We start from the raw sequence: 17,476 nt of genomic DNA on the forward strand, positions 1-17,476 counted from the left end.
TATTTTCTGTATATAAAGACAGTGAGGTTCAACCCAGATGCGTAAACATTTAACTGCTCGTCAGCAAGAAATTTTTGATTTTGTAAAAAATCATATCGAAACAACAGGTATGCCACCAACTCGTGTAGAAATTGCACGAGAAATCGGTTTTAAATCACCCAATGCCGCAGAGGAACATCTAAAAGCCTTAGCCCGTAAAGGTTATATTGAAATGCTTTCCGGCACATCTCGCGGTATTCGCATTCTCGTTGAGGACGAAAACGAAGCTGCCAATGATGAAGATGAAGGCTTACCATTAATCGGCAAAGTAGCTGCCGGCACACCGATTTTAGCAGTAGAGCACGTTGAAAATCATTATCCTGTTAATGGGGCTATGTTTAATCCGACTGCTGATTATTTACTCAAAGTAAACGGTAATTCAATGGAGAAAATCGGTATTTTAGACGGTGATTTATTAGCTGTTCATAAAACCAATACCGCTCGTAACGGTCAAGTTGTTGTTGCTCGAGTGAATGATGAAGTAACAGTGAAACGATTAGAAAAAAAGGGCGACTTAATTTATTTACACCCTGAAAATGATGAGTTAAAGCCAATTGTGGTTAATCCAAGCCAAGAATATATTGAGATTGAAGGCATTGCGGTTGGCGTTATTCGTAGTAATGCGTGGATGTAAATTGGCAGGGTAATATTTTTCGCCCTATCAATGATGCCAATTGCAAAAAATCATTAAAAAACGACCGCTTGTTTATTAATTCTCTATGAATGATTATTCTCTTACCGGTGTTCCTCAAACTGAACAAGAACTGTTAGCCAAAGCACAATGGCTAGCAGGTTTTAGCTTAGGTGAAATTGCTGAAATGCTGAATATTCCGGTTCCTCCCGATCTCAAACGAGACAAGGGCTGGGTGGGAACACTTATAGAAACTGCACTTGGGGCAAAGGCGGGGAGCAAAGCAGAGCAAGATTTTTCGCATTTAGGTATTGAGCTTAAAACTATTCCTATTAATCACAAAGGCTTACCGTTAGAAACTACGTTTGTAAGCCTTGCTCCTCTCACTCAAAACAACGGTATTACTTGGGAAAGTTCACACGTTAAGCATAAACTTTCTCGTGTATTATGGATTCCTGTCGAAGGCGAACGTACTATTCCACTTTATCAACGTCATATCGGACAAGCGATTTTATGGTCGCCTACACTTGAACAAGAATTCCAATTAAAACGTGATTGGGAAGAGTTGATGGAAATGATTGTGTTCGGCAAACTCCACGCAATTAACGCCAAGCACGGTGAAGTCTTACAACTTAGACCCAAAGGTAGAAACAATCGCTCTGTAACCTCTGCAATCAATGCTTGTGGCGAGCGAGTTCAATCACTGCCTTTAGGCTTTTATTTACGCAAACAATTCACGGCAGAAATTTTACAAAACTTTTTATATTCCCCCCTTTAATTTTGCCTCTATTCTCTATAAGATGTCGCCTTTCTTTGTATAGAAAAAAAGCAATTCCCTATTTTTTAAAAGGACATTTTATGTTTGATTGGATGACAAATCCTGAAGCTTGGGTAGCTCTCGTTACGCTCACCGGGCTTGAAATTGTACTTGGTATCGATAACATCATTGTTATCAGTATTTTAGTTTCCCGCTTGCCGATTGAGCAACGCCAATCAGCTCGAATTATCGGTTTGGCTTTAGCAATGGGAACACGTATTTTATTGCTTCTTTCACTTGCGTGGATGATGAAATTAGTTACCCCTCTTTTCTATATTGCAGGTAATGCTATTTCAGGTAGAGACTTAATTTTACTTATCGGTGGTCTTTTCCTTATTGTAAAAAGTTTGATGGAGCTAAAAGAATCTATTTCGGCTAATTCACACGAGGAAGAAACAACCTCACTCAAAAAGACCGGCTTTTTGATGATACTGACACAAATCGCTATTTTTGATGTTATTTTCTCACTTGATTCGGTAATTACTGCTGTAGCAATGGCTGATGACATTCCCGTAATGGTTATTGCAATTATGATCGCAGTTGGTGTGATGATGTTAGCAGCAAAAGCGATTGGCGACTTTGTTGATAATAACCCAACGATTAAAAATCTTGCTTTAGCATTCTTGATTTTAATTGGCGTAGTGTTAGTCGGCGAAGCCTTTGATATCCACATTCCAAAAGCGGCTGTTTATACCGCAATGGGCTTCTCTGTTATAGTTGAAATGCTCAATATCAAAATGCGTCGTAACCAAATAAAAGTGCAACAAATATAATTACTGATCAATTCGTTAGCCCTTGATGAAAATCAAGGGCTTTTTAATGTACAATACAAGCGGTTTTATTTATCCGATTTTTTACAAATTATGCTACTTATTGATATTAAAGACAAAGAACTCTCTCAAGAAGAAGTAGAAATGCTAGAGCACCCATTGGTCTCTGGCTTAATTCTCTTCACTCGTAATTTTTATGATAAAGAACAAATTCAAGCTCTCGTAAAAGATATTCGCCAACGTGTGAAAAAGCCTTTATTGATCACCGTCGATCAAGAAGGTGGGCGTGTACAACGTTTCCGTGAAGGTTTTACAAAACTGCCGGCGATGCAATCTTTTAATCAATTGGCTCAAACCCCAGAGCAAGCAACGCAATTAGCAAAAGAAACAGGCTGGTTAATGGCAGCTGAAATATTCGCTCTAGACATTGATTTAAGTTTTGCTCCTGTGTTGGATTTAGGACACGACTGCAAAGCAATTGGCGACCGTTCATTCGGGCAAGATCCAAATACTATTTTACCTATTGCCGAAGCCTTTATTGACGGAATGTTAGAAATGGGAATGGCAACCACAGGCAAACATTTTCCCGGACACGGACACGTTTTAGCTGATTCACATTTAGAAACTCCGTTTGATGATCGTCCGAAAGCCGAAATTTTCAGCCACGATATCCTGCCGTTTAAACAATTGATCAGCAAAGGTAAACTCTCTGCGATTATGCCGGCTCACGTAGTTTACACCCAATGCGACAGCCAACCGGCAAGTGGCTCAGCTTACTGGCTGAAAGAAATTTTACGCAAGCAACTCAATTTCAATGGTGTGATTTTCTCTGATGATTTAGGAATGAAAGGGGCTGGCTTTATGGGGAATTTTGTGGAACGTTCTGAAAAAGCGATCCAAGCCGGTTGCGATTTATTACTTCTTTGTAATGAACCTGAGGGTGTGGTACAGGTGTTAGACGGCTTGCAATACCAGCCAACTCAAGCTCAAAAAGAACGTCATCTATCATTAATGAAACGTCGAACCGTAACTTGGCGTGAATTAGAAAACAGCACACGTTATCAACAAGCCCAAGCTAAGCTGACAGCTCTACAAAATAACTGGCTAGAGTGGAAAGAAGCCAATGCTTAATCAGCCTAATCAACTTAGTTGCTTACACTTTGAGCGTGGCGATTGTACCTCTTGCCAATGGCTTGAGCAGTCTTATCAGAACCAATTAACAGAGAAAGAAGCCGACCTCAAGCGGTTAATTTTTCCTTTTATTTTGCAAAATGAAACCGAAATCTTACCGCTTGTTCGCTCGCCGATTTCCCGGTTTCGCAATAAAGCGAAAATGGTGGTCTCCGGTAGTGTGGAACGCCCGATTCTCGGCATTTTAAAAGATCAAAATGATGCACAAAGTGGTGTAGATTTAACTGATTGTTCTCTCTATCCGCCTTCGTTTTCGGCTCTTTTTCCGATTTTAAAAGATTTTATCGCCCGAGCCGGTTTAGTACCTTATAACATTGCCAAGAAAAAAGGCGAGCTGAAATATATTCTGATTACCGAAAGCCAATTCAATCAATCGCTGATGATCCGTTTTGTGGTAAGAAGTGAAACAAAGCGAGCGTTAGTCGAAAGAGAGTTACCTCACTTAGTAGAAAAACTACCAAAAAATTCGGTCGTTAGCCTCAACATTCAACCACAACACGCAGCCGTCTTGGAAGGTGAAACCGAGATATTCCTAACAGAGCATAAAGTCATTGAAGAACATTTTAACGGTATTCCGTTATTTATTCGTCCGCAAGGCTTTTTCCAAACCAACCCTTTTGTTGCAAGCCAACTTTATTTGACTGCTCGACAGTGGATTGAAAACTTACCGATACAAAAATGTTGGGATCTGTTCTGCGGTGTCGGTGGCTTTGGGTTACATTGTGCCAAAGCATTGCAAGACAAAGGTGTTGATGTGGAATTAACGGGCATTGAAATTTCGGCTTCGGCTATTGCCAGTGCAACAAAATCAGCCCAAAGATTAGGTTTAGAAAAGGTAACATTTGCCTCACTGGACTCCGCCCAATTTGCATTAAATGAAGCAGGCTCAACACCTGATTTAGTGATTGTGAACCCACCTCGACGTGGTATTGGCAAACCTTTAGCGGAATTTTTAAATGATTTAGGCTCTCCTTATTTGATCTATTCAAGTTGCAACGCTCAATCTATGGCTAAAGATTTTGCAGCCTTAACCAATTATGAATTAAACAAAGTGCAGTTGTTTGATATGTTCCCTCACACTTCACATTATGAAACACTGACTTTTTTAATCAAAAAATAAGCATACAAGCGGGCAAATTTTTGCCGTTTTTTGCAAAAATTGCTATAATCTTGAGCGAATATAGTCTTAGATCAAATTAGTGGTAAATTCTCAACTCTCATCACAGTTTTTCCAAGACAAAAGCGTAAAATCGTTTTACTATATACCTATTCTTTTTTTCTATTAACTCTCAAATTAGAGGAACTCAACAATGGCTAAAATTGTTAAAGTAATCGGTCGTGAAATTATCGACTCTCGTGGTAACCCAACCGTAGAAGCTGAAGTTCACTTAGAAGGTGGCTTCGTAGGTTTAGCAGCTGCTCCATCAGGTGCATCAACAGGTTCACGCGAAGCGTTAGAATTACGTGATGGCGATAAAGGTCGTTTCTTAGGTAAAGGCGTATTAAAAGCGGTTTCAGCAGTAAACAACGAAATTGCTAAAGCAATTGAAGGTAAAGAAGGTACAGCACAAGCTGAAATCGACCAAATTATGATCGATTTAGACGGTACAGATAACAAATCTAAATTTGGTGCAAACGCAATCTTAGCAGTATCTTTAGCAACCGCTAAAGCTGCAGCGGCATCTAAAGGTTTACCGCTTTATGCTTACATCGCTGAATTAAACGGTACTCCGGGCGTTTACTCTATGCCGTTACCAATGATGAACATCATCAACGGTGGTGAGCACGCAGACAACAACGTTGATATTCAAGAATTTATGATTCAACCTGTGGGTGCTTCAACATTAAAAGAAGCATTACGCATTGGTGCTGAAGTATTCCACAACTTAGCGAAAGTATTAAAATCTAAAGGTTTAAATACCGCAGTAGGTGATGAAGGTGGCTTCGCTCCTAACTTAGCCTCTAACGCAGACGCATTAGCGTGTATCAAAGAAGCGGTAGAAAAAGCAGGTTATGTATTAGGTAAAGATGTTACTTTAGCGATGGACTGTGCATCTTCTGAGTTCTACGACAAAGAACGTAATGTGTACGATATGAAAGGCGAAGGTAAAACCTTCACTTCACAAGAGTTCACTCACTACTTAGAAGGCTTATGCAAAGAGTATCCAATTGTGTCTATCGAAGATGGTCAAGATGAATCTGACTGGGAAGGTTTCGCATACCAAACTAAAGTATTAGGCGACAAAGTACAATTAGTAGGCGACGATTTATTCGTAACTAATACTAAAATCCTTAAAAACGGTATCGAAAAAGGTATTGCAAACTCTATCTTAATCAAATTCAACCAAATCGGTTCATTAACTGAAACATTAGCTGCAATCAAAATGGCTAAAGACGCAGGTTACACCGCAGTTATCTCTCACCGTTCAGGCGAAACTGAAGATGCAACGATTGCAGATTTAGCGGTTGGTACAGCAGCAGGTCAAATCAAAACCGGTTCTATGAGCCGTTCAGATCGTGTTGCGAAATACAACCAATTAATCCGTATCGAAGAAGCGTTAGAGCGTGCTGGTACACCGGCTCCGTTCAATGGTCGTAAAGAGATTAAAGGTCAAGCGTAATTGCTGATATGAAATCGCAAATGCCACTGAGAAATCGGTGGCATTTTTCTATATAAGGATAACTTAATGCTCTACTCTGTTTTAACCGATCATATTCTACTTAACGAGCCTTACCGCAATGGGGCACATTCTACTCAGCACGAACATTTAGTCGTGATGTTTGAAATTGATGACGAAACAGGCTATTTTTATGCGATGGATTTACACCAAACCGAGCAACCTGTGGTCGATAGTCTGTTTGTATTTAGCGTCAGTGATATTGAGCAAAACTCACTACACGAGCCACGCCGTTTGGAAATTTGTTGGGACGAAAGCGGTTATCAAGCCTTTTTACTCATTAACGGCTACCCACACGCCGTATTTGATTTTCGCCAATTTGTCGGCTACAACCGCACCAAATTCCCTCACCCCGAATTGGGCAGTATGTGGGTGCATAAGGAAACTACTAATGAATTAGTGGAGAAATGGTTGGGCTAAATGTTTTATTTAGTATTTAGGCGTGCAACGCACGCCTCTATTCTTCGTGATTAAGACAAAATCTCTTTAAACACGCCAATTCCTTTCACACCTAATGCCGTTGCTAAACCTACAAAGTCAGCCCCAACGGCTTTCATTCGCTCAAAGCCTGCTTTATCATTTACACCACCCACACCAATAATTTGCAGTGATTTCAATGCCGGTTCTTGATCAAGCATTTGACGTAGTGTGTAAACATTTCCAAGAGAAAGGGCGTGAATTGCAGTTCCCGCCATTCCTCCTACACCTGTACCCACTTCTGAGTTTAATACCGATTTATCACCTTGCATTAACAATGATGAGCCAAGCGTATTCGTTGAAGTAATAAAGGCAATTGGTAAATTTTTACCATTTTCGACCGCTTGTAATAACCCTTTAATCAATTCATCATACTGATTTTGGTAAGTAAACGGCGGAATTTTGATGCCGATTGGCAGAGCATTTTCCCCCTGATTAAGTTTCTCCAGCGTTGTTTGTAGTGCTTTTAAATACGGCAGAAGTTCCTCTGCGGAATACGCTGGCGACACTTTACCCGGAATATTCGGGCAAGAAATATTAATTTCCATTGCCAATGGCATTTTCACTTCATTTTGTAACGCACAAATCTGCTCGTAGCAATCTCCCACTTCCTCAGGTGAGCCAAATACAGAAATGATAAACGGTTTACTGCTATTTGAGCTTAATTCATCAGAAATTGTACGAACAAAACCTTTGGTTACAATTAAATTATTCGGACTAAGCCCAATGGTATTGAGGCTGGAAGTTTGCATAGCAGTTGCATTTTGTACATTTACACCGGCAACTTGTTGAGCAGTAGAATCAAATAAAACATATTGATTGTTCGCCCAATCGTGTGGGTATGGCTCTAACATTGAAGTACGCGTAGTAACAGCCCCCGTGTATTCACACGCATAGAGTTCACGCAGGTTGTCGAGCTCAGAGCACCAAGGGCAAGGCGTATTAAGAAGAGGAGGATTGAACGTTAATTTTTGCATAGATTATTCCTTATTTTAGAATTTGTAACAAAAAGGACGCATTAGCGTCCTTTCCGATTAGTGAGTTACGTTTTTTTCTTTTGGTAATACGATATTTAACACAATCGCCACTAAAGCACATAAGCTGATTCCCTTCAAAGAGAACTCGCCGATGTTGATTAACATACCACCAATCCCGAATGTCATTACAACAGAAGCAATACAAAGATTGCGTGGGATACTTAAATCAACTTTAGCTTTGATTAAGGTATTGATACCCACAACGGCTACTGCACCGAATAGCAACATCATAATACCGCCCATCACGAAAGTCGGGATCGTTGCAAGGAATGCCCCAATTTTTCCGCAGAATGAGAAGGCAATTGCCCAACACGCAGCCCAAGTCATAATTTTCGGATTGAAGTTTTTGGTTAGCATTACCGCACCAGTTACTTCTGAATAAGTCGTATTTGGTGGACCACCTAATGCCGCTGCCGCAGAAGTTGCCAAACCATCTCCTAAAAGTGTACGGTGTAAGCCAGGTTTTTTCATAAAATCTTTGCCAGCTACTTGGCTGATAGCCATTATATCGCCTAAATGCTCAACTGCAGGAGCAAGAGCAATTGGTAGTAAGTAAAGAATAGCATCTAATTTGAATTCAGGTGCAGAAACATTCGGTAAGCTAAACCAAGGAGCTTCAATCACTTTGGTAAAATCCACCAATCCCATAAAGATAGATAAAATATAGCCTACCGTTAAACCGGCTAAAATTGGTACTAATTTCAATAAACCCTTAGCAAAAACAGCCACAATAAGGGTAGTTACCAACGTTGTCATTGAAACAACAATTGCAGTGTTATATGGAATGTTTGCTGATTTACCTGTTGCCATATCTACTGCCACAGGAGCAAGCCCCAAACCGATTACCATAATCACAGGACCAATCACAATTGGTGGAAAATATCTATGTAAGATTTCAACGCCTTTTGCTTTCACTAAAGCAGATAATGCGATATAAATGAAACCTGAGCATAGCAACGCTCCCATTGTTACAGGAATACCCCATTGTTGGACACCGAATTGGATTGGAGCAATAAAAGCGAAAGAAGATGCGAGGAAAACAGGGACTTGACGTTTAGTACAAACTTGGAAAATTAGAGTGCCGACACCGGCAGTAAGAAGGGCAACATTAGGATCTAAACCGGTAATTAGCGGAACTAATACCAATGCCCCAAATGCAACAAACAACATTTGCAAGCCGATAAACGCCTGTTTTGGCGTATTCATATTTTCTGTGGTCATTTTTTACTCTCTTTGTGTGATGACGATGTAACTCTTGCAGTTACTCAGATGAAAGCATACAAAACATCTTAGCAAACGATTACGGCAATCGGTTGCCAATTTTAGGTAAAATTTTTTTGCCGATTTTACGGCAAACAAAATTTCTAGGGCTTCCACTAAAAGGAAAGCCTTGAATTTTCATTCAAGGCTTAGGATTGATTTTTAAACGGCAAAATAATATAGCGTTCTTGCAACAATGTCAAATAGAAAATTTAAGATTTTGTACTTTTACCACCCTAATGCTCGATTAGCTATAAAATCCCTAGCCGTTTTCGAGTGTGAAACGACGAATAGCCCTAAGTTCCGCATAACTTGCATAGGCAACATTCCGCAAGAAAAGACAGAAATTAAACCGCTTGTTGCATTGATAATACGACTTTGATCTTGCACTCTCTCTTTTTCAAACTCGACTAACAACGAAAAGTCGCCAATATCTTTGCCCTGATTAAAGGCTTCTGCTACTCGCTTTGCCAATGCGTACAAATCTCTCAATCCTAAGTTAAATCCCTGACCTGCTACCGGGTGAAGCATCTGTGCTGCGTTACCGACAATAGCCAATCGGTGATGAATATGACTTTCTGCTTTTTGCAAAATCAGCGGATAAACAAACCGCTTGCTGACACGCAAAAACTGCCCTAATTTCCAACCAAATTGATGTTGTAATCGGCTTAAAAATTCATTATCTGACAGCTGCACCAATTCATCTGCATTTTTCACACACCAAACCAACGACATCATATTGCCACCTAACGGCAGTAAAGCAAAAGGCCCTTGTTCGGTAAAATACTCAAAGGCTTGATATTGATGCCATTTATTCAGCTCTACATTAGCGATAATGGCTGATTGTTTATAATCTCGAACTTGTACAGTTTCTATTCCACATTGTTTAGCAATTTGAGACTGAATACCATCAGCCGCCACAAGTAAAGAACAGCTCAGCTTCTCGCCATTTTTTAGCGTCAGTTCACAACATTGCTGTGAGCGTTTAATTGACTTAACTTCATTCGGACAGAAAACGTGAATATTCGGCTGTTTTTCAATACAAGCGGTTAAATTTTTGCCTAATTTTGCAAGCTCGACCACCGCCCCCAGTTGGAGAACATTCTGCTCTGCCGCTTTTAATGTGGTTTTGCCGAAATGCCCTTTATCCGCTACTTGAATTTGTTGAATTGGGGTGGCAATAGCTTGAATCATCTCGCCCAAATTCTCGCCTGCAAGCGGTAGAATTTGGCTCATTTTTTGCAAACTGCCTTCGGCTAAGGCAATACTACGAGCATCAAAACCGCCTTGTTGTTCATAGTTGGGCAACGATTTTTCAACTATCGCAATCGAGATTTTGTGCTGACAAAAACTGCTTAACGCCAACGCCAACACCGAGCCGCTTACCGCTCCGCCTACAATCACCACATCAAATTGCTGCATTTTGCCTCCACTCAAACGCATTTAGTAACGAGAGCGGATAACGCTCGCCGTTCAAATAATCTTTCAGTGATTGCACCACCAGTGGGCTACGTTCACATTGCCCCTTCTGCTGAATATAGTGGTTAAATTCCTCAAACGTGAGCCACATTGCTTGGGTAATATCCGCATCCTGCGGCTTTGGTTCGAGCCAATCTTCAAGCTCTACCGCAAACAGAAAACGCAAATAGTCCGTTTTAGAGCGTGGGGCTTGCCATTGATAAATTTTTACAAGGCTTGCCATTTCCGCCCGAATACCGGTTTCTTCAAACAACTCTCGGCTTGCCCCTTCAAGCAACGTTTCATTTGCTTCTAAATGTCCTGCCGGTTGATTAAGTGTTCGTTTACCATATTCAATCTCTTCAACGAACAAAAACTTGCCCTTGCAATGTACCACACAAGCCATTGTTACATTTGGTTTAAACATCAAATTACCTCAATAAGTGGTTTTCCCTCTTCCATTTCAAGCAATTTACCAACGTGGTATAGTGATACATTTGCTTGATTTGCAATTTGTTGGATTTTTTCGACCGCTTGTGGCAGCACCGCCACCAATAAACCGCCTGAGGTTTGTGGATCGCATAAAATCGCTTTTTGCTCGTCCGTCATCGCTGAAATTAAATGCCCGTAGCTGTCAAAGTTACGATTCGTACCACCCGGCACTGCCCCTAAGGCGATATACTCTTTCGTGCCGTCTAGGGTTTGAATATCGGCAAAATGTACTTCCGCACGCACATTCGAGCCTTGGCACACTTCGCTTAAATGCCCCAACAGCCCAAATCCTGTTACATCAGTCATTGCCGTTACTTCATCAAGTTCGGAAAATTCAGCCCCAATTAAGTTGATTTGGCACATCACTTCACTTGCCAAATTCTGATGTTCCGGCTTGAGCAAGCCTTTTTTCTCGGCAGTGGTTAAAACCCCAATCCCTAACGGCTTGGTTAAAAACAGTTCACAGCCGGCAACTGCCGAAGCGTTACGTTTAACACGCTCGGTCGGCACAATGCCTGTAACGGCTAAACCAAAAATCGGCTCAGGCGAGTCAATAGAATGTCCGCCAGCCAACGCAATACCGGCTTGCTGACAGGCAAAACGCCCGCCTTCCACAATTTGCTGAGCCACTTCTGCCGGCAATTTATTTACAGGAAAGCCAAGAATAGCAATCGCCATAATCGGCTTGCCACCCATTGCGTAAATATCGCTAATGGCATTAGCAGAGGCAATCCGCCCAAAGTCAAACGGGTCGTCCACAATCGGCATAAAGAAATCCGTTGTGCTGATAATAGCCTGCCCATTGCCTAGATCGTAGGCCGCCGCATCGTCCGCCGTTTCATTACCCACGAGCAAATTCGGGTCGATAAATTTATCTAATTGCGTTTGTAAAATTGTCCCTAACACCTTAGGAGAAATCTTACAACCTCAACCCGCCCCGTGGCTGAACTGGGTTAATCTAATCGGTTCAGACATCTCGCCTCCATAATGAATTAAAATTATGCTTATTGTACGCTAACCAGCGGTCAATTTTGGGAAATTTTTTGCAAAATTTCACGAAAAAGCGCCCGCTTACTTTCCTTACAGCACCCATTTTTCCAAATTCGTTTCCACTTTAGGTTTTAGCCATAATTCCGCTTCCAACGCATTAATCCAATCCGCACAATGTTCAAAGGGAGCAAACCGATGTCGGCGAGCCACTGCCGCAAAATCGCCTAAGGTGAGATTCTCCCAATAATTAAAACGGGAAAGCTCTTGCTCACTCAACTCAGGCAGCCCCAATTTTGTCGCTTGGCTGATAGCCGCATTTTTACGTTGTTCTACATTTAAATAGCCAAAATGAAGTTTGAGATCAAAACGGCGTAATGCGGCTGGGTCAAGATTATCCATCAAGTTAGTTGAGACAATCAGCAAGCCTTCAAATTTTTCGATTTGCGTCAGCATCTCATTGACTTGGCTATGCTCCCAGCTGCGTTGTCCGCTTTCACGAGCAAACAGAAAGGTATCGACTTCATCGAAAATCAGCACCATATTGTTCTCTTTCGCTGTTCGGAAGGCTTCGGCAATCTGGTGTTCGGTTCCCCCCACAAGTGGGCTCAATAAATCCGAGCCTTGTCGAACCAATGCTTGCAAGCCCATTTCCTGTGCCAGCCAATTTGCCCACGCGGTTTTGCCGGTTCCCGGCGGGCCATAGCAACAAATTCGCCCACGTTTGGTACGTTTTAGCCCCTCGCTGATTTTGTGCATATTTTCCGCACAATTTACCCAATCTAAATTGTAGGCAATTTTGCTTTCAACAAGCGGTTCAATTTTGCGGAAACTTTGCGAAACCAGCGTTTGATTAAACATTCCCAACGCTTTTTCGGCAAACTCTGCTTGGTTTTCGATGGGGAGGCAGTTCATCACATTAAAAGTGCGAGTTAATACCGCCGGCGATAAATCGGCATTTTGGGCGAAATGGTGGATATAGTCGGGCGAGAGTTTTTCACCGACCAATGCACTAATCAAACTTTCTTTATGCTTATTCGGCAACATCGGCATTTCAAACACCATATCAAAGCGGCGGAGATAGGCGTTGTCAATGCAATCGACTGAATTTGAAATCCAAATCATCGGGACATTATTATTTTCTAAAAAATGATTTACCCACGCCTTTTTAGATTGTGCTTCTGAACGAGCTGAAAATGAACCTGCAAAAACATCTTCAATTTCATCAAAAATAATCAGTGCATTTCGATCAGCTAGTAAAGTTTGTGCTAACACACAGCTATTTAAACGATTTTTGGCAGAAACGGCTTCGCCGGCTTCATCTTCAAAACTTAAAGTATAGGCTGCTGTATTTAATTCATTTGCCAATAATGTCGCAAGTTCTGTTTTCCCTCTTCCGGGCTTGCCGTAAATCAATAGATTCACACCTTTTTGTTGAGTATTTAAGGCTTGTGATAAGTAGGCTTTCATCATTGCAACGTTTTCTTGAATATACTCAAAATGAAAAAGTGATAATTTAGGCGATTCAGCAATTTTTAAACATTGTTTTAATAGGGATTCTTGATCTAATGGTTCAATAATAAACTCATTAAAATCAAGCGTATTTCCCCACTCTAAAAAGCCCTCTAAATCAGTATTATGTCGGGATTGTTCGATTAAACCATAACGTTTTAATTTCTGACTTTTAGATAAAGCACACTTCACTTCTTGCTCGTCTAAATCAAGCAATTTAGCAATAAATTTCATTGATGATGACGAATTAAATTGCCCTAAATATTCAAGACCATTTTCTAACATTTCTTCCGCTTTAATATGTGTAACTAGCGTAAAAATCGCTTTTTCTGTGGCATTTAGATCAATATATTCCGCTAATTTTTGGATATTTCGGTAGGCGATATCTAATTCAGGCGAAGGATATAACTCAACATTTTTAATCGCTTGATACCGAGCTTTCAATAGAGACTTAACAATTTCATTACTCTCTTCATTATCCCACTCAGACTTTAGACCTAATGAATAAGCTAATCTATCGTCTGCCCAACCTCGAAGATTTAAGAATTTATTAAAACCATTATGCTCACACATAATTTCTAACACGATTTTTTCACTATAAAGAGAAAAAGTTGAAGGGTTTAATTGATAGTTACTCATAAAACATTCCTTTTGCTGATTTCACATCAGTAATTTTACTTATTAATACGACAAAGTGTGTCGCATAAATCGTGCGTTTTATGGTATTTTGATCGGACGAGAGGATTATAACGATGGAAAATAAAAAAGCAAGCGGTCAATTTTCGCAAAAAATTTGCAAATTCTAACCGCTTATGACTTAACCCCCTCCCCTTTGGCGGTACTTACGCCAAAAGGGGAAGAAAGATTATTTACTTCCCTAATAAAGGAAATGAATTTAGAGACTTGCCAAAATCTCCTCCACAAACTGCGGTACAATCTCTGTGGCTTTACCATAGCGAGCTTCTTTAAACGCCGTTTTGACCTTACTCGGCTCTAAATTGAGTTCAATCGTATGCGATTTCCAGCGGTTTGCTTTTTCCACAAAGCCGGCGGCAGGATACACATTGCCTGAAGTGCCGATGGAAACGAAAATATCGCAATCGTAAATCGCCTCATCAATTTCTAGCATTTGGAAAGGAATTTCACCAAACCAGACAATATGCGGACGCAGCCGTGCCGGTTGAACGCAACAACTACAATGGCTCTCATCCTCCACATCGCCCAGCCATTCATACACCGTCCCCTTATTAGGACAACGAACTTTCAGCAATTCGCCGTGCATATGAATCACATTCTTAGATCCCGCACGTTCGTGCAAGTTATCGACATTTTGCGTCACAATCAGCAGATTTTCTCCAAGTTTTTCTTCCAATTTTGCCAACGCCAAATGGGCGGCATTGGGTTGTACTTCGGGGTCAAACAGCTTACGGCGGCGTTCGTTGTAAAAACGTTGGACTAATCCCCGATCCCGTTTATATCCTTCGGGCGTGGCGACATCTTCCACCCTATGATTTTCCCACAAGCCCTCCTCGGCTCGGAATGTGCAAATGCCTGACTCAGCTGAAATACCCGCACCGGTTAAAACAACAATTCTCGGTAATTTTTCCATTTTAATTCTCCTTACTCTTTACACTCTCATTATTTAAAAAATCTTGATAGCTCCATTTTTCAATGGAGAAATACGCTTCCATAGTCTGTTCCGGGTCAATTTCAGCGGTATTGAGTGTATGATCGAACATCGCATATTGATATGAATTATCACCGCCGGTTCCCCAAATAATTTTCTTTAAGGTCAGCTGGCGATAAATCGGAACTAATAGTGGCACAAGCAAACTTTCACAGAATAAGGTTTTAGGATCATCAAATCGGATTTGATTTATCCAACCGAGATCATAAAACTTACCGTTTTCTTTGCACATTAAACAATCAACACTTATCGGCATATCAAAAAAACTCTCGCCATTTTCTAAGGTAAATTGATAGTAATAACTACCTTCAAAATGGGTATTGGAATGCTTGATAAATTGTAAACTTAAATGTTTATCCCATAACTTTGATGTAATAATGATTCTGTTACCTTTGTATTCCACTATCGGTTGCTGTTTTTGTACCTCTGGCAAGGCGATAAAACCATTAATGACCCATTGAGTGAAATCCGCTTTCATTAAAATTTCTCCGAATAACCAAACCGCTGTTCTGCCATTTCGAGCATTGCCTGTAAATTTTGGCAAAAGAGTTTGGTATGCTGTAAAAACTTTTCCGGCTCATCGTAAAAACGATTTCCAATCGTCATCTGCATGACGTCGCCGGCTCGGAAAAAAGTGAGATGCTTCATATCTTCTATTTCTTCATTTTGTAACAGTGCCAACGTGCCGATATTTGAGAATGTCATTACATCTTCATCTCGTTCCACAATCGCATTACCACAAAGATAAGCGTTGCCACCGATATTGGTATCAAACTTCACTTCGGTATTGCCTTCCACTTTTGCATCACCACAAATATCTGAATCATAAATTTTAGCATTGCCGTAAATTTCAGCATTATCGCTAATACAACCACCATAAATAATCGCATTACTATACACCAAGCAATTATCACTCAACCGACCACCACGCATTTCTGCATTATCCCGTAAATAGATATGCCCTTTATCTATTCCACTAATATCTCCACCACAAAATATTGCATTATCAGAAAGAGAAAGTTGAGTGTATATTACCTCTGCATCACCATATATTTTCGTATTCCCCTCCATAGTTAAAGCTGCTTTACAAATATGGGCGTTACCATAAACTTTTGCTTGCCCTGAAATATCGGATTCATATGTTTTAATATGATCATCAAGCAGCCAAACACGTCCAAATACACGGCTATTCTCCCTCACTTTACAAATACAATTAATGAACGCATCGTTTTCTACTTTTGCATTATCAAACACATAAACATTCGGTGTAATCCAGCAATTTCCTTGCTGTGAAAGATTACTTTCTTTCTCAATATAGCCACCTAAATCACCTTTTTTAACTCTCAATACCCAATGTTCTCGCTTAACTTCAAAATCTTTTAAAGCTTCAATTTGATAAAGTGTTTTTCCGTTATATTCCACGGTATTTTCTGTTAAACGATATTTCATTAGAAACCTCCTAAAATACGGGATCTAGCCACTTCAACAGCAGTTTCATACTCTGAATATGCCTTTAACGCATTTCGGATTTGTTCCGCAGAAAAAGCCTGATTGTTATAACGAATTTCAAACCCATCTTCTGTTTTATATGCGGTTAAATACTCTATGAAATCGGAAAACATTTTTGTTTGTAGAAAATCATTTTGAGATTGAATAAAGGCATTACTACCTAAATTAGCACCATCATTGATCACGATATTTTCACCAATAATCCGAGTGTTACCGAAAAAATCATTCCTGCCGCTAATTTCCGCCCCACAAATTTTGACATTATCTTTAATCCGAACATTGCTACCGGCAATTACCGTATCACCCCAAATTTCCGCATTTCCTTTTATATGGCAAGTTCCCCCAATTTGAGCATTGCCATAAATTTTAACCTGCTCTGAAATCCGTATATCTCCTCGGGGCGACACACCAATATGGGCATTTCCAAAAATCTTAACGGAACCGGAAATCTCCGTCTCTTTGCTTGCAACAACCGCATTTTCATAAATTTCGACATCGCCTGAGATATTGCCCTTCACCGAAACTTCGGCATTACCATAAATTTTGACATTACCACCGATACTCCCTCTTCTGACCCGTGCATTTCCATATAACTGAGCCTGTTCATATAACCGAGTAATGCCACCCAAATAACCATTTTCAGAAACACAAGCCTGATCCCAAACTTCCGCACTATTCGCCACCCAGCAATTTCCTTCGTGAGAAAGATTATGCTCACCACTAATAAAACCACCTAAATCGCCTTCTTTAACTTCTGTGCCATTGCTGGTTGTAAAAGTCTTTAAGGCTTTGATTTGATACAGTTTTTGCTCCTCATCACCACGTTCACTTTCTATTAGACAGTATTTTTTCATTTGCCACTCCTGTTTTATTGGATACCTCTATTTTATGTAACAGTGCGATATTTTGTGTCGCAAAGAAGATGTTTATT

The 17,476-nt window shown here is 40.4% G+C and carries 17 protein-coding genes; 7 read left to right on the top strand and 10 right to left on the bottom strand.

Going from position 1 to position 17,476, the window contains the following annotated elements:
* Positions 1 to 37: 37 nt before the first annotated feature.
* From lexA to X781_RS08075, 7 genes are all read left to right on the top strand, one after another.
* Positions 38 to 673 carry a transcriptional repressor LexA gene (lexA, locus tag X781_RS08045; protein ID WP_025236373.1) on the top strand — a complete coding sequence of 212 codons (636 nt, stop codon included), beginning with the start codon at positions 38 to 40 and terminating at the stop codon, positions 671 to 673.
* 85 nt (positions 674 to 758) lie between these two features.
* The gene (mutH, locus tag X781_RS08050) at positions 759 to 1,448 is read left to right on the top strand and encodes a DNA mismatch repair endonuclease MutH (RefSeq protein WP_025236374.1); all 690 of its coding nucleotides are present in this window, start codon (positions 759 to 761) and stop codon (positions 1,446 to 1,448) included.
* 80 nt (positions 1,449 to 1,528) lie between these two features.
* Positions 1,529 to 2,260: a TerC family protein gene (locus X781_RS08055; protein WP_025236375.1), complete on the top strand. Its 732-nt coding sequence runs from the start codon at positions 1,529 to 1,531 to the stop codon at positions 2,258 to 2,260.
* 90 nt (positions 2,261 to 2,350) lie between these two features.
* A complete protein-coding gene (nagZ, locus tag X781_RS08060) occupies positions 2,351 to 3,388 on the top strand; it encodes a beta-N-acetylhexosaminidase (protein WP_025236376.1) in 1,038 nt (345 codons plus the stop codon).
* The gene (gene rlmC, locus X781_RS08065; RefSeq protein ID WP_025236377.1) at positions 3,381 to 4,568 is read left to right on the top strand and encodes a 23S rRNA (uracil(747)-C(5))-methyltransferase RlmC; all 1,188 of its coding nucleotides are present in this window, start codon (positions 3,381 to 3,383) and stop codon (positions 4,566 to 4,568) included. Before nagZ ends, rlmC begins: the two co-directional genes overlap by 8 nt.
* Positions 4,569 to 4,758: 190 nt before the next feature.
* Entirely contained in the window at positions 4,759 to 6,069 is a 1,311-nt protein-coding gene (gene eno / locus X781_RS08070; RefSeq protein ID WP_025236378.1) for a phosphopyruvate hydratase, read from the top strand.
* Between the two features lie 66 nt (positions 6,070 to 6,135).
* Positions 6,136 to 6,546 carry a DUF2251 domain-containing protein gene (locus X781_RS08075; RefSeq protein ID WP_025236379.1) on the top strand — a complete coding sequence of 137 codons (411 nt, stop codon included), beginning with the start codon at positions 6,136 to 6,138 and terminating at the stop codon, positions 6,544 to 6,546.
* A 50-nt stretch (positions 6,547 to 6,596) separates the two neighbouring features.
* Here the strand turns inward: X781_RS08075 and X781_RS08080 are convergent, their stop codons facing one another.
* From X781_RS08080 to X781_RS12520, 10 genes are all read right to left on the bottom strand, one after another.
* Complete coding sequence (locus X781_RS08080) at positions 6,597 to 7,580, bottom strand: dihydroorotate dehydrogenase (RefSeq protein WP_025236380.1); 984 nt, start codon at positions 7,578 to 7,580, stop codon at positions 6,597 to 6,599.
* Positions 7,581 to 7,637: 57 nt separating this feature from the next.
* A complete protein-coding gene (locus X781_RS08085) occupies positions 7,638 to 8,861 on the bottom strand; it encodes a uracil-xanthine permease family protein (protein ID WP_025236381.1) in 1,224 nt (407 codons plus the stop codon).
* A gap of 267 nt (positions 8,862 to 9,128) precedes the next feature.
* Positions 9,129 to 10,322 (bottom strand): 2-octaprenyl-6-methoxyphenyl hydroxylase, encoded by a 1,194-nt coding sequence (gene ubiH / locus X781_RS08090; protein WP_442914780.1) that lies wholly within the window; start codon positions 10,320 to 10,322, stop codon positions 9,129 to 9,131.
* Positions 10,309 to 10,785, bottom strand: coding sequence for an NUDIX hydrolase (locus X781_RS08095; protein WP_025236383.1), 477 nt, complete (start codon positions 10,783 to 10,785; stop codon positions 10,309 to 10,311). The genes ubiH and X781_RS08095 overlap by 14 nt, the downstream gene beginning before the upstream one ends.
* Complete coding sequence (gene selD, locus X781_RS08100) at positions 10,785 to 11,825, bottom strand: selenide, water dikinase SelD (protein ID WP_081732112.1); 1,041 nt, start codon at positions 11,823 to 11,825, stop codon at positions 10,785 to 10,787. Before selD ends, X781_RS08095 begins: the two co-directional genes overlap by 1 nt.
* Positions 11,826 to 11,930: 105 nt before the next feature.
* Positions 11,931 to 13,988: an AAA family ATPase gene (locus X781_RS08105; protein ID WP_025236385.1), complete on the bottom strand. Its 2,058-nt coding sequence runs from the start codon at positions 13,986 to 13,988 to the stop codon at positions 11,931 to 11,933.
* A gap of 256 nt (positions 13,989 to 14,244) precedes the next feature.
* Complete coding sequence (gene cobB / locus X781_RS08110; protein WP_025236386.1) at positions 14,245 to 14,958, bottom strand: Sir2 family NAD+-dependent deacetylase; 714 nt, start codon at positions 14,956 to 14,958, stop codon at positions 14,245 to 14,247.
* Position 14,959: 1 nt separating this feature from the next.
* Positions 14,960 to 15,514: a hypothetical protein gene (locus X781_RS08115; RefSeq protein ID WP_025236387.1), complete on the bottom strand. Its 555-nt coding sequence runs from the start codon at positions 15,512 to 15,514 to the stop codon at positions 14,960 to 14,962.
* The gene (locus X781_RS08120; protein ID WP_025236388.1) at positions 15,514 to 16,485 is read right to left on the bottom strand and encodes a hypothetical protein; all 972 of its coding nucleotides are present in this window, start codon (positions 16,483 to 16,485) and stop codon (positions 15,514 to 15,516) included. Before X781_RS08120 ends, X781_RS08115 begins: the two co-directional genes overlap by 1 nt.
* The gene (locus tag X781_RS12520) at positions 16,485 to 17,399 is read right to left on the bottom strand and encodes a hypothetical protein (protein WP_025236389.1); all 915 of its coding nucleotides are present in this window, start codon (positions 17,397 to 17,399) and stop codon (positions 16,485 to 16,487) included. Before X781_RS12520 ends, X781_RS08120 begins: the two co-directional genes overlap by 1 nt.
* Positions 17,400 to 17,476 lie beyond the last annotated feature (77 nt).

This window comes from Mannheimia sp. USDA-ARS-USMARC-1261, assembly GCF_000521605.1.
Taxonomy (GTDB): domain Bacteria; phylum Pseudomonadota; class Gammaproteobacteria; order Enterobacterales; family Pasteurellaceae; genus Mannheimia; species Mannheimia indoligenes.